Origin of the sequence: Pseudoalteromonas sp. S2721 (assembly GCF_005887425.1) — a bacterium.
GTDB lineage: Bacteria > Pseudomonadota > Gammaproteobacteria > Enterobacterales > Alteromonadaceae > Pseudoalteromonas > Pseudoalteromonas simplex.
In genome coordinates this window covers 124,141-139,193 of record NZ_PNCZ01000012.1, presented here as the reverse complement: position 1 = coordinate 139,193, position 15,053 = coordinate 124,141, and the positions used below count along the sequence as shown (strand labels likewise).

Annotated in this window: 15 protein-coding genes; 7 read left to right on the top strand and 8 right to left on the bottom strand. The window is 40.7% G+C overall.

Annotated elements, in window-relative coordinates; all coding sequences use genetic code 11:
* Position 1: 1 nt before the first annotated feature.
* From CWC02_RS05900 to ilvY, 5 genes are all read right to left on the bottom strand, one after another.
* Positions 2-694 carry a response regulator gene (locus tag CWC02_RS05900; protein ID WP_054551952.1) on the bottom strand — a complete coding sequence of 231 codons (693 nt, stop codon included), beginning with the start codon at positions 692-694 and terminating at the stop codon, positions 2-4.
* A 14-nt stretch (positions 695-708) separates the two neighbouring features.
* A complete protein-coding gene (locus CWC02_RS05895; protein WP_054551716.1) occupies positions 709-1,095 on the bottom strand; it encodes a DUF3019 domain-containing protein in 387 nt (128 codons plus the stop codon).
* 1 nt (position 1,096) lies between these two features.
* A complete protein-coding gene (locus CWC02_RS05890; RefSeq protein ID WP_484277968.1) occupies positions 1,097-1,927 on the bottom strand; it encodes a MipA/OmpV family protein in 831 nt (276 codons plus the stop codon).
* A gap of 174 nt (positions 1,928-2,101) precedes the next feature.
* Positions 2,102-3,151 (bottom strand): GGDEF domain-containing protein, encoded by a 1,050-nt coding sequence (locus tag CWC02_RS05885; RefSeq protein WP_138616985.1) that lies wholly within the window; start codon positions 3,149-3,151, stop codon positions 2,102-2,104.
* 179 nt (positions 3,152-3,330) lie between these two features.
* Entirely contained in the window at positions 3,331-4,233 is a 903-nt protein-coding gene (ilvY, locus tag CWC02_RS05880) for an HTH-type transcriptional activator IlvY (RefSeq protein ID WP_054551718.1), read from the bottom strand.
* 146 nt (positions 4,234-4,379) lie between these two features.
* Here ilvY and ilvC point away from each other — a divergent pair, with 146 nt between their 5' ends.
* From ilvC to CWC02_RS05860, 4 genes are all read left to right on the top strand, one after another.
* Complete coding sequence (gene ilvC / locus CWC02_RS05875) at positions 4,380-5,852, top strand: ketol-acid reductoisomerase (RefSeq protein ID WP_138616983.1); 1,473 nt, start codon at positions 4,380-4,382, stop codon at positions 5,850-5,852.
* Between the two features lie 144 nt (positions 5,853-5,996).
* A complete protein-coding gene (locus CWC02_RS05870) occupies positions 5,997-7,910 on the top strand; it encodes a methyl-accepting chemotaxis protein (protein WP_054551720.1) in 1,914 nt (637 codons plus the stop codon).
* A gap of 84 nt (positions 7,911-7,994) precedes the next feature.
* On the top strand, positions 7,995-9,179 hold the full coding sequence (locus CWC02_RS05865) for a tetratricopeptide repeat protein (RefSeq protein WP_138616981.1): 1,185 nt from the start codon (positions 7,995-7,997) through the stop codon (positions 9,177-9,179).
* On the top strand, positions 9,166-10,032 hold the full coding sequence (locus CWC02_RS05860) for a M20/M25/M40 family metallo-hydrolase (RefSeq protein WP_171043821.1): 867 nt from the start codon (positions 9,166-9,168) through the stop codon (positions 10,030-10,032). The genes CWC02_RS05865 and CWC02_RS05860 overlap by 14 nt, the downstream gene beginning before the upstream one ends.
* On the opposite strand, the gene CWC02_RS05855 is transcribed toward CWC02_RS05860, so the two are convergent.
* On the bottom strand, positions 10,033-10,350 hold the full coding sequence (locus CWC02_RS05855) for a GIY-YIG nuclease family protein (RefSeq protein ID WP_054551723.1): 318 nt from the start codon (positions 10,348-10,350) through the stop codon (positions 10,033-10,035). It lies immediately after the preceding gene.
* A gap of 117 nt (positions 10,351-10,467) precedes the next feature.
* On the opposite strand from CWC02_RS05855, the gene CWC02_RS05850 reads away from it, so the two are divergent.
* Positions 10,468-10,830, top strand: coding sequence for an outer membrane protein assembly factor BamE (locus tag CWC02_RS05850; protein WP_054551724.1), 363 nt, complete (start codon positions 10,468-10,470; stop codon positions 10,828-10,830).
* Positions 10,831-10,871: 41 nt separating this feature from the next.
* On the opposite strand, the gene CWC02_RS05845 is transcribed toward CWC02_RS05850, so the two are convergent.
* A complete protein-coding gene (locus tag CWC02_RS05845; RefSeq protein ID WP_138601550.1) occupies positions 10,872-11,198 on the bottom strand; it encodes an RnfH family protein in 327 nt (108 codons plus the stop codon).
* Complete coding sequence (locus CWC02_RS05840; protein WP_054551726.1) at positions 11,195-11,635, bottom strand: type II toxin-antitoxin system RatA family toxin; 441 nt, start codon at positions 11,633-11,635, stop codon at positions 11,195-11,197. Before CWC02_RS05840 ends, CWC02_RS05845 begins: the two co-directional genes overlap by 4 nt.
* Positions 11,636-11,768: 133 nt before the next feature.
* On the opposite strand from CWC02_RS05840, the gene smpB reads away from it, so the two are divergent.
* The gene (gene smpB, locus CWC02_RS05835) at positions 11,769-12,248 is read left to right on the top strand and encodes an SsrA-binding protein SmpB (protein ID WP_054551727.1); all 480 of its coding nucleotides are present in this window, start codon (positions 11,769-11,771) and stop codon (positions 12,246-12,248) included.
* Positions 12,249-12,513: 265 nt separating this feature from the next.
* A complete protein-coding gene (locus CWC02_RS05830) occupies positions 12,514-15,039 on the top strand; it encodes a TonB-dependent receptor (RefSeq protein WP_228482563.1) in 2,526 nt (841 codons plus the stop codon).
* Positions 15,040-15,053 lie beyond the last annotated feature (14 nt).

Below are 15,053 nucleotides of genomic sequence, written 5' to 3'. Positions count from 1 at the left end.
ATTACATATCCCATGCATCAGAAACGAACAGGTAACCTTGCCCCCAAACTGTTTTAATTCGGTATGGTTTATCACTGTTATCACCTAATTTCTTACGGATACGCGATACACGTACGTCAACGGTTCGGTCTAAACCATCATATTGACGACCAATCATATGTTGATGAACATGCTCACGACTTAACACTTCACCTGCATTTGAAGCAAGCAACCAAAGCAGCTCAAACTCATGAGAAGTCAGTGTAATTTCACTGCCTTTAAGTGTAACAATGCGGCTAGTTTTATCAATGGTTAAATCGCCAAAGCTAAGCTCTTCTGGTGCTTTGTTTGTAGCTTGACCACGGCGTAACAATGCGTTGATGCGCGCTAATAATACGCGTGGTTCTGCAGGCTTAATAACATAATCGTCTGCACCTAGTTCAAGCCCAATTACTTGATCAAAGTCTTCACCTTTTGCTGTAAGCATTAGAATTGGTAAGTTGAATTTATCGCGTACCTGACGGCAAACACTAAAGCCATCTTTACCCGGTAACATGACATCTAAAATCATTAAATCAACTGGATTGTTCTCAAGGTATTCGAAAACTTCATCGCCGCGTTCAAGGACCGCAACATCCAATCCATTATGCTGAAGGTAATCGCGTGTTAACTGCTGTAAGCCGAGATCATCTTCAACAAGTAAAATCTTTGCCATTGGTTGCTCCTGATTTAAAAAAAGCTCCACGGTGAACGTAACCTACGCCTCGTTGTTTTTGCTTCAGTGCTTTGCACTTCGACTTTTGTGGTCGCAACTTTGCTCCCCGTGTGCGGATTGACTAAGGAGTATATTGTTTCAACCTGAACCCGCGCTTTATGGCTATAAAGCCCATTATTACTATCAGTCCAGCATTGAATTTGCTGGTTATTTTGGTATAAACACAGATCTTGAGGTTGAGCAGTTTTCCAGCTAATTTTTAATTCAAGATCACAAAATTCGTGCTGTTGTAATACAACACACACTTTTGGTGTAATATCAAACTGAGTCGCTTGTGCATAGCTTGGGGGAGCCCAAATAACAGCAACAAACACACACAGACTAAAAACAAAATACTTCATATTAAAAAATATGATTGAATCCTATAAAAGCAGTCATCGAATACGTGTGTTCAAAAAGCGGACTGTCATCCACGGCTGAGTAGTCATAATATGCTAAATGAAAACGAAGAGAGTTAGTCTCACCTAGAGGCCAACGGGCGTCGATTTTAGCATAAGGTTGCCAGCTACTGCCAACCTCTATTTCTCCGTATGATGATTCTTCGGCCGATAAACCATAAAAATAATCATTTAATTCGTTCGATTTATACCAAACACCTAAGCTCGGTGCGATACTTAAACGACCTAACTGATGGTGAGATTGCCATTGTAAGGCACTGCGAGCCCCTTTATAAACCCCGGAGACATCAGCTAGAACCTGAACAGAGAATACATGATTACTGCGGATATAGTGATAGCTCAAGCCCGCATCTAAAGCCCAGCGTCTTTTTTTTACGTCATTTGTTGTGACAACAGACTTTTCAACTAATTCATCACTACTCGTTGATTCAACAACGAAGCTATTTGACGTTTGCAAGGCAAATACATTACTAGGATGAAAATCTATAAAAAAACGGGTCTCGGGGTTAAATTCAGTGACAATGTTAACAACATGTGTGTCGCTTTCATGAAGGGAATAGCCTAAGCGACCATTATCAAAAAACCATTGTTCACCATAAAAAGCAACCTCTGGTAGCAGTATTAAAGGTAAATTGTCACCTCCATGCAATGGGTTTGTAATTACCCCAGCCCCAGTATTAACACTTAAGTGCCACTGCTCAGTATCAATTTGTTGATTTGCCATACGGCTTTCACGTTCAGTGCGAGTAGAATCATCAGCATACGCTTGACCCACACATACTAGCGCCAAAGCATAGAAAACTACGCAGAACCTGATCGTCAGAAACTTCATTATTATTTTACGACCAAAGAAAATTTTGCAATGTCAGCATAATATCAAGATGTGAACAAACTGTCCTCAGCAGGTTACAAGTATTCACAAATTTGATACATATTTCGATTAAGTTTGTTACTCCTCGACAATCTCTATGCGATTGCGACCATGTTCTTTAGCTAAGTAAAGCGCCTTATCAGCTTTAGCAATGAGCTGTTCAGGGTTACTATTTTTAGCTTTTATCGCAATACCAAAACTAGCCGTTACTTGACTCAACACCTTATCAGAATTTGACTTCTTGATTTGTAATTTAGCGATAGTTTGGCGAAGTAGCTGTGTGAAATTAGTCATATCACTAATACTTGCAAACTGGGCCGTAAAGCAAAACTCTTCACCACCGTAACGATAGACTTGGCCAATACTGGAAACATGCTTTAATAGCTTAGCAGACACTGCTCGTAATACTTGGTCCCCTTTTTGATGTCCAAAGTTATCATTAAATGATTTGAAATGATCAATATCTATCATGGTTAATACTGATACTTGAGCTAATTCATTGTTTTTACAAAAACGCTTTATATCCTCATCAAACTTGCCACGATTCAATAACCCTGTTAATGGATCTCTTTGCGCTTTATCTTTCGATCTAATCAACTCTTGTTTTAAGTCGGTAATTTCTGCATAAGCTTGTGCTAGTTGATTTTGAAAGTCCTGTGCCCTACTTTGTAAGGTCGCTGACTCGTCACTTAGACGTTCTACACAATCAAGTACATCATCAAAGCCTGTTTCTTGGCTGATATCTGCATTTTTTAGTTTCAAATGGCATTCTTGAAGCGTTTGGTTAAACTCTGTTGAGTAATTTATTGCTTCATTGATGTCTTGATGTACCTTTCCAACAACATCATTAAAACCACCTGATAACTGATAAAACAATGCTAAATCATCACTAGATAGAAACTGGTTGAACAGCGCTTTAGCATGCTCGTGGCTGCACGTTTTAAATTCATCAATAATTTTATCTAAAGCATCATTAAGTTCGGGGGTTTTATTGCTGACATACGCATACCAAATCGCATAATTTAGCGGTGTTATTGGCATCTTGTACTTAACCATGAGAGGAATAGCTTGTTTTAAACAGTGACTTGAATAACTTAGTGAATGCTCGGCTTGCGCAGAAAGTATCATGATTCTAGGCCATGAAAATTTTATTATTTTAAATTACGTTAACAACACCTTGAAAAAAAGCAATAAAAATGGATTTTATCCATTTAAAACCAGTAAAAAACACGAAAAATAAATGCAAAAACCAATACTAAATAACTATCAAAAATTAAACCTTTTATACCAACATCAAATCGTTAACGCTAAATAGCTTGCTGAGTAAGTGATTGAGCAATGCTCCAGATAGCATTGAGCGCAGGATCATGGCGCTCTTTATTCAAAACAGCTAAACCAATTTCGAAACCAGCAACAGTCTGCTCAGCATCACTTACGATTTGCACTTTATCTTTAAGCGGACTGTTGTCCAAAACTATCTTAGGCACCATGGCAATACCCAAACCTAAGCTCACCATAGACACCATCGCTTCATGGCCTGCAACCTGAGCGTAAATTCGGCCGTGAATATTCTTTTTACGCCACCACTGCTCAAGACGTTGCCTTGATAATCCTTGCTCAGCAACAATAAACTCTAAATCTGACCAATCAATTTGTTCACTGGCAGAAAGCTTTTCGCTGATCGGGCACGCTATTTTTGGTGCTATCAATACTAATGGTGAGTACCCGACACTGGTAAAGGCAATTTGCCCAGGTAGCTTTAAAGGTTTTGCGGCAATTGCCATATCTTCATGGCCATCTAAAACACGGTTTATTGCAAGAGCGGGATCACCGGTATTAAGGGTAATTTCAATATATGGATGTTGCATTCGCAATTGCTCGAGTATTTGATGTAAAAAACTATATGAGGCAGTTACAGAACAATAAATACTGACATTGCCATAAACATGCTGTTGCGGCTCTTGCACATTAGCCTTAAAACGATGCCAGTTAGCCAGCGTCGCATTTGCGTACTCAATGAATGACTCACCTTCGCGAGTTAATTTGACAGTGCGATTATCCCGATTAAAGAGTACCACCCCAACCTCTTCTTCGAGCTGTTTAATATTACGGCTCAAAGTTGGCGCACTGATATGGCAAAGCTCACTCGCTCTGGCAAAGTGTAGCGTCTTGGCTAACGCTAAAAAGTAATTAAGATGTTTGTGATCCATACCGCCACCATTTCATTTTATGAAATACTTTAATTCAAATATATCATTTTACGCAAGGTAAAAAATTGCATAGTGTTAATACATACAAAGAACATCACGTCGGTTCTTTGATTTTCTAACAAAATTGTATTTATAGGACACTAACAATGGCGAATTATTTTAATACTCTTCCTTTGAGAGAGCAGTTAGCGCAATTAGCGCAGTGTGAATTTATGGACCCAGCAGAGTTTGCTGATGGTGTAGACGCTTTAAAAGGGAAAAAACTCGTTATTGTCGGTTGTGGCGCACAAGGCCTTAACCAAGGTTTAAATTTACGTGACTCAGGCTTAGATGTTTCTTATACATTACGTGAATCAGCAATTACTGAGCGCCGTCAATCTTTCTTAAACGCATCTGAAAACGGTTTTACTGTAGGCACGTATGAAGAGCTTATTCCAACAGCAGATGTAGTTTTAAACTTAACACCTGATAAACAACATACGGCTGTTGTAAATGCCATCATGCCATTAATGAAACAAGGTGCAACACTTGCTTATTCACACGGCTTCAACATTGTTGAAGAAGGCATGCAAATCCGTGAAGATCTAACTGTTATTATGGTTGCACCTAAGTGCCCTGGTTCAGAAGTACGTGAAGAGTACAAACGTGGCTTTGGCGTACCAACATTAATCGCGGTTCACCCAGAAAACGACCCTCAAGGCCATGGTTTAGCGCAAGCTAAAGCGTATGCAGCAGGTACCGGTGGTCATCGTGCGGGTGTACTAAAATCATCATTCATTGCAGAAGTTAAATCTGACTTAATGGGTGAGCAGACGATTCTATGTGGCATGTTACAAACTGGTTCACTACTTTGCTTCGATAAAATGGTCGAAAAAGGCATTGATGCAAGTTACGCGTCAAAACTAATCCAATATGGTTGGGAAGTGATCACTGAAGCACTTAAGTATGGTGGTGTAACTAACATGCTTGACCGTTTATCAAACCCAGCAAAAGTGAAAGCATTTGAATTAAGTGAAGAGCTTAAAACAATCATGCGCCCACTTTATAACAAGCAAATGGACGATATCATCAGTGGCGAATTCTCACGCGGTATGATGGCTGATTGGGCTGAAGATGACGCAAAATTACTCGCATGGCGCGCAGAAACTGCCGAAACTGCATTCGAAAAGCAACAAAATACCGACCAAGAAATCAGCGAGCAAACATTCTTCGACCAAGGTATTTTAATGGTTGCAATGGTTAAAGCAGGTGTTGAGCTTGCCTTCGAAACCATGACTGCAGCAGGTATCATCGCAGAATCTGCTTACTATGAATCACTACACGAAACGCCGCTTATCGCAAACACTATTGCTCGTAAGAAGCTTTTCGAAATGAACCGAACTATTTCAGATACTGCAGAGTATGGCTGTTACTTATACAACCACGCGTGTTTACCACTTTTACAAGACTTTATGAAAGACATCGATACAGATGTGATTGGTAAAGGTCTTGATAGTGCGAGCAACCAAGTCGATAACCAAACCTTGATTGCCGTGAATAAAGCACTACGCGAGCACCCGGTTGAAATCATTGGTAGCAAACTACGTGGTTACATGTCAGCAATGAAGAAAATTGTTTAACCCTGGAAAGTAAGTTTCGCTTGTTAGAAACCAAGCCCAATTGCTTATATGCTTTGGGCTTTTTTTTTGTCCCTACATTGATTCGTCATCTGTAAAGTGTATGCTAAAATTACTGACTTAAATGTTGTAAACTAAGACACTTTCATGGCGTTAAATCAATTCACCATCACTAAAAAAATTACCCTACTTGGCAGTTCTATCGCCCTCATTGTTGCTGCGTTAATCGGCGCAACAGCGATATACAGTGCAAAACAAATCATTGAACAGCGAATGATTGAATCGGAACTACCGAGCAAACTACAAGCAATTGATAATTATATTACTCACGATATAAATCAAATGATCAGTGCAGCTGAGCAACTCTCCAGTAACGAGTTTGTATTAGAGTGGGCTAACTCTGGCAATACAGATGATAAAACACTGCTAAAAGAGCTTAACCGCCTTGTTACCCAGTACGATCTAGCAACGGCTTCTTGGGCTAACCGTGAAACAGCACAATATTGGAACCAAGACGGTTTCTTGCGCGTTTTAACTAAAGAGCAAGATGGTTGGTTTTTCGCGTTTACTAACACCGCACAACCCTTTTCGATCAGTATCTATCAAGAGTCACCGACTGATGTAAAAATGTTTGTGAACCACCAGCAAACTAATGGCATTGGTTTAGCAGGCCTTGCAAAAAGTATCGACGATATGCAGGGCATGCTTAAACGCTTTCAAATAGAAGAAACCGGTTTTGTATTTGTTGCAGATAAAAACGGCCTAATTCAGCTGCATAAAGACGAAAACAAAGTCGCTAAAGCTAAGTTGGATGACGTTTACAAAACGGGTATCACGCGTACTCTGCTAACGCAAAGCGACTTCAATTTACAAGAAATCAACCTTAATGGTGAAGCAACCTTAGTGGCGGCAAGCCCAATTAAAAACACTGATTTGTTTGTTATTGCCCAAGTGCCAAAGCACGAAGTGTTTTCGAGCATTCAAGTTTTACAATGGCAAATCATCAGCTTTGCGATTGTGATTGCGTTGATTGCAAGCTTTGCAGGTTTAGTACTGGCACGTACGCTTTCATCGCCGCTGTCGAAAATGGCTGAGTTGTTCACCCGTTTAGGCTCTGGTGATGCTAATTTAGCGTATAGACTTCCTGACTCTGAGCAACCTGAACTTGCAAACTTATCAGCGGGCTTTAACCAATTTATCTCTAAGATTGAAACTGCAATTAGCCAAGTTGCTCAAGAAAGTAGTGAAATTAGACAAAGCGCCGATCATGTGTTTCAGCAAGCACAAAAGAACTCAGTGGCGCTTGATAATCAAAAAGAGCAAACTATCTCGGTTGCTGCGGCGATTAATGAAATGGGTGCAACAGTGCAAGAAATTGCCTCAAGCGCAGCGAACACGGCTAAGCTCACTGAGAATAGCAAGCAGAACACTGAACAAAGCCATACTCAGGTAACGCAAAGTAAAGAAGCAATAATTGAATTGGCATGTGATATCGATAATATCACCGAGCAAGTAAACGAGCTGGCAAACAAAACACAAGCGATTGCCAGTATTGTCGACTCTATCAGAGGGATTTCGGAGCAAACCAACCTATTAGCACTTAATGCGGCAATTGAGTCTGCTCGTGCGGGTGAGCACGGTCGAGGCTTTGCTGTTGTAGCTGATGAAGTTAGAGCGCTTGCAAATCGCACGTCGCAATCAACAACTGAAATTCAAACCATGATCAGTGAACTAACAAATACGTCTGATTTAGTGGTTAATCATATCAATCATTCGAAATCACAAGCTCAATTGAGCGTTGATGCAATGCAGAGTTCTGTTGAATTACTTAATGCCATTAACGATGCTGCCAATGAAATAAACGATATGGCAACCTTAATCGCAACTGCAACTGAAGAGCAAAGTAATGTAGTGGCAGATGTCGGTCGTAACATTGAGCAAATAAGTGACATTAGTGATAACGTTATGCGTGAACAAATTGATAGTGAACAAGCAATCAAAGACTTAGCAAACAGTGCGCAAACCCTTGATGACCTTGTTGCAACTTTTGATAAACGCTGACACGTTTTGTAACAGTTAACCCTGACCCTTTTTCATTCACGGCCTATACTTAAATGGTATTAGGCCAAGAATTAAGAGGGTCAAATGAAATTACCTAGCATTGTTTTCGCCTCAAGCTTTTGCTTATTAACAGCGTGTAGTAGTACAGAAAATAACACCGCCCCACCACCACTTGCTTTGGTGCAAAGTAATACGTTTACCCAAACCTCAGTTGAAACCCAACAAGAAATTTTTGCATTAAGCAAACATGTCAAACAACAACTTGACAGTACTTTTCCCAAAGATGGTCGATCATTGCAAAGTACTAAAGGCTTACTCAGGTTTCTATTACAAAATGGCGATGCGTCTTTATCTTATCAATCTGGTGCGACCTTAACGGCCAATCAAGCCTACGAAAATTTAAATGCTAACTGTTTATCGTTATCGATTTTAGCCTACAGCCTCGCTGACTATCTTGGCCTCGAAGGGCAATTTCAAAAAGTGCATATCCCAGAGTATTGGGCGCTGGATAATGGTTTTAACTTACTCACAGGGCATATCAATTTGAAAGTGAGTGAATCAACAAAACAAGTGTTAAATCGTAAAGTTATATACCCTCAAGAGCGCTCTTTGGTGATAGACTTTGACCCTAACAGTCGCCAAGAGGCGTTTAAAACCAGCAACATCAACAAAGCCCGCATCACAGCGATGTTTTATAACAATAAGGGCGCAGCTGCGATGTTAAAACATGATTACGACACTGCTTTTAGCTATTACAAAGCAGCAGTTGATATTGATAGCAACTACTCAGGTGCATGGGGCAACCTTGGGGTATTATTCAGATTAACGAGTGACTACCAAAGTGCTGAAACAGCCTATCAGTATGCGATTAGTTTAGATCCTGACAACAACACCGCGCTAGGCAATTTAGCAAGACTCTATAACCTGACCGATCGTAAAGAGCAAGGCCAAGCTATATTAGCCATGCTTGACAAGAAACGCCGAGCAAACCCTTATTACCATATTTCTTTAGGTAATGATGCCTATACGACCAGCCGTTACCAAGATGCCATAAAACACTACAAAAAAGCCCGTGACTTAAATTCAACCCTGCATGATACTGATTTTGGTTTAGCCAGAACCTATTATCAATTGGGTGACCTAAAACTGGCTAAAAAGTATTTAACTATGGCAAACAATAAAGCTGACTTTGATCATGATAAACAGCGTTACGAAAGTAAATTACAAGCGCTTCGCTCGCATACTGCAAAACTTATTGATTATCGCTAGTGCTGCACTGATAAGCACAGGGCACGCTTTTGCCAATACAAACTTAGTACAAGACGTTATAACGCTAACATCGCCTCAATTTGCTGGGCGAAAAACGAATACCGAGGGCGCTAAATTAGCCGCCGATTTCATAGCAGAGCGCTTTGTCGCTCTTGGCTATTCAGTAAATGAACAAATTTTTACTTATCAATCAGGTTTCTTTAGTGAGGCGGTTGGGAGAAACATTGTTGCGATAAAAAATAGCCCTTGTGAAAAGTGTAAAAAAATTATTTTTACAGCCCATTACGACCACCTTGGGCAACAAGGCAGTCGGCTTTACCCGGGTGCCAATGATAACGCCAGCGGCGTTGCAGCTTTACTTTATTTAGCTGACCACTTTGCACAAAGCCCTCAGCGCTATCAGTTAGTGTTTGTTGCAACCGATGCCGAAGAAAATGGCCTACATGGTAGCGATTACTTGGTATCGACACTTAATACAGACAAAATAAAACTTAACATTAATTTAGATATGCTTGTTGTGAATCCACGAAAACCGCGTATCTATGCATTTTTAGATAAGCAATCATTAGCGCACTATAAAGATGACATTAAAGCTTTGTCTGATGAGCAGCTAACCTTTATGGCAACTAGCTCGTCGGCGAGGCTGAATCGATTATTTGATCTCAAAGTTGATTGGCGCAGAGCAAGCGACCACTATTCGTTCGCTAAAGCGAAGATCCCATACATTTACTTTGGTATCGGACACGATAAACATCATCATCAAACTACCGATACAACAGAACATATCAACTTTATTTTATTTGAAGCTGCGATGAAGAAAATAGCTCTATTTATTGAAAAGCTTGCAAGTTAGCTACTTTGGTAGCTCAGAGGTTAAAACAAACTGCCTTTTTTGCGCTTTGCTAAGCTTTTTTACGCTTATTTCAAGTTTAGTTGCTTCACTACGGTTACCCACTTGCTGTTGATAGATAAGTGTTAAAGGCCCCTTGCCTTTGAGGTTTTTAGCCCCTTTTCCCGCTTGATGCTGCATAAATCGCTTTTCAACATTGGTGGTGATCCCCGTATACCAATGACCCAAACGTGTTTGCACTATGTACAAATGCCACAGACTCTCTGAATTATCATTGTTTTTTATAGGCTGCTGTAAACTTTCTGGGTTTGCTGTGGTCAAATTTGTGCCTCTTGATTGTTAATCGCATTTGTGTAAAAACAATTACTGAAAAGGGTTTTACCTTCAGTGACTAATCGGTATCATGCAGTGTATAAAAAATAAGGATTCAAACAAATAATGCAGTCGTTTAAAACTTTTTCTTTTTGGTTAGTACTTACCCTTACTTTAAGTGCTACAGCAGGGTGTTCAAGCTGGGTTTACCGAATCAACATTCCTCAAGGTAACTTCTTAGAGCAATCAGATGTAGATAAGCTACGTGTTAATATGACGCGCGAGCAAGTACTGTATGTACTAGGCAAGCCAGTCGCTGAAGACTCATTTGATAAAAATACTTGGCACTACCTTTACGTATTCAATCTTGGTCGTAGCAACGAGCAACGTAAATCACTCACTATTAACTTCGAAAACGATAAGCTTGTTTCGTTATCGGGTGACTATGAACAACCTAGCGAATTTAATACGCCGCTTGAACAAGAGTAATAGCAGCGCAAATTATTAAGGGTAGCCTAGGCTACCCTTTTTTATGCCTTATTAAGCGGACGCCCGCCTGTAATTTTATTAGCTCGGCCCTCTTCTTTGGCTTTTTCAGCACGGCGCCTGCGTGCATCCTTTGGATCAGCAATAAGAGGTCGATAAATCTCAATACGATCGCCATCTTTTACTTCTTGATTCAGTTTGCAAGTACGATTCCAAATCCCAAGCGTTAAATTATTTGCGTCTATTTCTGGGCACTTCTCGATAATGCCCGACTTAATCACCGCTTGCTCAGCGGTAGTACCTACAGGCACTTCGACCAGTAAACTGGTTGCTGTTGTTGGTAAGGCGAAAACCACTTCAACAGTGATCATGGGCGAACTCCATATACAGTTTTAGCGCGTTGAGTAAATGCATTAACCATATTCTTAGCGACTTCGTTAAATACTTTTCCGAAAGCCAGCTCAATAAGCTTACTAGCAAATTCAAACTCAAGATGCAGTTGCACTTTACAAGCTTTATCGTCCAGCGGTAAGAAATGCCATTTACCCTGTAGCTTTTTGAATGGGCCATCAACTAGGCGTAGCGCAACCGTTTGCTCATCAATAAAGGTATTTTCGGTAGTGAACCACTTTTTTAAACCTGCTTTCGATATTTCTAGACTAGCTGTCATACCACTGGCTTGTTGTGTAATGATTTTAGCATCAGAGCAATGTGGTAAAAACTCCGGATATGCATCTACATCATTCACTAAATCAAACATTTCTTTGCTGCTGTACATTACCAGCGCACTTTTTTCTATTTGCGGCATATTCACTCCCAACTTTGTCGGCGAATTTTAGCAAGCTTTGACTATTTACCCAAATATTAGTGACGCGAAAATTTCTGCAAAGCCTTAAAAAAGCGATGTAAAAACGCTGTTTTTACGTATAATATGAGCCACTATGGCTAAGAAAAAATCATCTAAATCGACAAGTAATACCATCGCGCTAAACAAAAAAGCACGTCATGAGTATTTTTTACACGATAAGTTCGAAGCAGGGGTTGAACTACAGGGCTGGGAAGTAAAAAGTATCCGAGCTGGTAAAGTAAACATCTCTGAGACTTATATTCACATTAAAAACGGCGAAGCATTTTTACTTGGCAGTCAAATTCAGCCTCTCAACAGTGCTTCTACTCACGTAATTTGCGATCCTTTAAGGTATCGTAAGTTACTTTTAAATAAGCGTGAAATCGATCGTCTTATCGGTGCTACAGAACGCGAAGGTTTTTCATTAATCGCAACTGCAATGTACTGGAAAAAATGCTGGGTGAAGTTGGAGTTCCACCTTGCTAAAGGTAAAAAGATGCACGACAAACGTGAAGACGGAAAAAATAAAGATTGGGCGCGTGAAAAAGAACGCCTGATGAAACATAAAGCTTAATTTATGAAATGAGCCTAACCTTTTTGTTAGGCTCGTACCCCCTACCAGTCCTGACTCTTACCACTTAAGAACCTTAACATCTTAATAAACCCATACTTTTTTGCTATTTCATTCACCGCTATTTACATGGTATCAATCTTTGTCGTGATTAATTCACAACACTTTCACAATTATACAAGGATTGAAATATATGAAGAACACCCATCGCTTTATACAACGACCTCTCTACGCATTTACAGTTGCCGCATTAGCAGGCACCAGTTTTATGTCTGTTGCTGCACAAGAAGATGGAGCTGAAAAGGTCGAGCGTATTGAAGTTACAGGTTCTCGCATCAAGCGCTCGGACATTGAGGGGCCATCACCGGTTCAATCAATCAGTCGTGCAGACATCGACAACATGGGCTACGATAACTTACAACAATTATTAGAACGTATGCCTGTTGCAGGTAATGGTACATTTTCTACTCGCGGTAATAACCAAGACTCCACAGCCAATGGTGCTGCAGCTGTTAGCCTTAGAGGTTTAGGCTCTGATGCTACATTAGTACTAATTAACGGACGCCGTGTATCTATCAGTGCTTTTGCAGAAAGCATTACCAATTCATTTGTTGATATCAACTCGATTCCAGTCTCTGCGATTGAACGTATTGATATTTTAAAAGATGGTGCATCTGCTATTTATGGTTCTGATGCAGTTGCAGGTGTAGTTAATATCATCTTAAAGAAAGATATTAATGGCCTAGAAGTGAACCTTGGTTATGGCGGTACTGATGGTCCTAACTACGAAGAAAAAACAGCAAGTTTAGTATGGGGTACCAGTACAGAGAAAAGCAGCGCATCAATTATTATTGATTACTTTAACAACACAGCACTCTCATCTGATGAAATGGGCCGCCTAGGCACAGCCAACCAAGAACCATACGGTGGTATGGATTTTCGCTCATCGCGTGGCTTCCCGGGCTACTTCTATGTAGATGGTGAAAAAACCATTGATCCAGCCTGCCCAGCAGAAAATGCAACCGCAAGTGGCAGCTGCTTATTTGACTACGGCCCGTATGGTTACGTAACCCCAGCATCTGAGCGTGTCGGTGCTATCTCACAATTTGAATATAACTTCGACAATGGTATTTCAGCTTTCTTAGAGGTTGCAGTACAACATAATACGTCGCAAGCAGCAGGTGCACCGACTCCGCTTGATGAAGATGCAGGCCTTACAGTACCTGCAAGCCATCCTAACAACCCGTTTGGCCAAGATATCGAAATTGGTCGCTACAGAACCGTAGATGCCGGCCCTCGCCAATGGGATATTGAATCTGATACGCTTCGCTTTGTTGCCGGCCTAAAAGGTGAAATAAATGACTGGAGCTGGGAAGCAGCTGTTCAAAAAGGTCGCAGTGAATCAATGCAAACAGGTAATAGAAGCCAAGGTTGGGTGCGCACTGATTTCCTACAACAAGAAATCGATGCAGGTAACTATAATCCATTTGGTGGCACCTATAATGACCAGGCAGTGATTGACCGTATCACCACAAGCTTAGTGCGCCGTGGTGAGTCTCATATGACCTCATTTGATGCAAATATTAGTGGTGAAGCATTCAGCTTTGGCGATGATGTAGTAATGATGGCTGCAGGTATTGAATACCGTGAAGAAGATGTGAGCGATATTCCAGACGACCAATTCCAGCGTGGTTTAATTTTTGGTACTGAGTCTGTATCAGCCGCTGCTGAACGCGACCAATACGCAGCTTACATTGAGTTTTCAATTCCGCTGGCTGATAACCTAGAGCTGCAACTAGCTGGTCGATACGATGACTACAGCGATTTTGGCTCAACTACAAACCCTAAAGTAGCTGTTCGCTGGGCACCAACTGATTCAATCACTGTTCGTGGTTCGTGGGCTCAAGGTTTCCGCGCGCCTTCACTGGCACAAATTGGTTTAGGTCCGTCGGAAGAAAGTCAATTCTTTGTAGATACTTACCGCTGTCAGGCAACAGGGCTTGACTGTAACGCTCTAGATTACAATATCCAATTTGCAGGTAACCCAAACCTTGAAGCTGAGGAGTCAGAGTCATGGAATGTTGGCTTTATCTGGGCACCAACCGCTGAATTTGGTTTTGGAATCGATGTATGGAGCATTACACAAGATAATAAGATAGATGAGCAAGAGTTCGGCCCTATCTATGATGAAAACTGTAATGATCAAAACAGCACTGTCTGCGTGCGTTTAGCACCACAAAATGGTCAAAGCTTAGGTGTAATCCAAAAAGTTTATAGCACCTTTGAAAACGTCTCATCACAAGAAGTATCAGGTGTCGATGTATCGGCTAACTACACACATGCGATGAACGATTACGGCTTCTTAAAATTCAATTTAGAATGGGCTTACCAAAACGAATTTAAGAAAGATGGCCGCGATTACACTGGCGAATATCGTTATCCAGAAAACCGTTGGATTTTCTCAACAAATTGGGAAATGGGTGACTTCAACACGAATGTGAACGTTAGTTACACGGGCGAGTTTGAAGATACGCCAGATATCGACTTTGACGGTAATTTAGACTTTGATAGCAACACATCACGTATGGTTGATTCACAAACGCTGGTTGATTTACAAACAGCGTATAACTTCTCAGAGAAAATCAAACTTTCTGTGGGTGTGAATAACGTGTTTGATGAAGATCCTCCGTTTGCAATCGGTGATGGCGATGGCGACTTATATGGCTATGTATCAAGCGTACATAACCCTCGTGGTCGTTATTTCTATACTAAACTAACGATGCGTTTTAATTAATCTTGTTGTGCTTA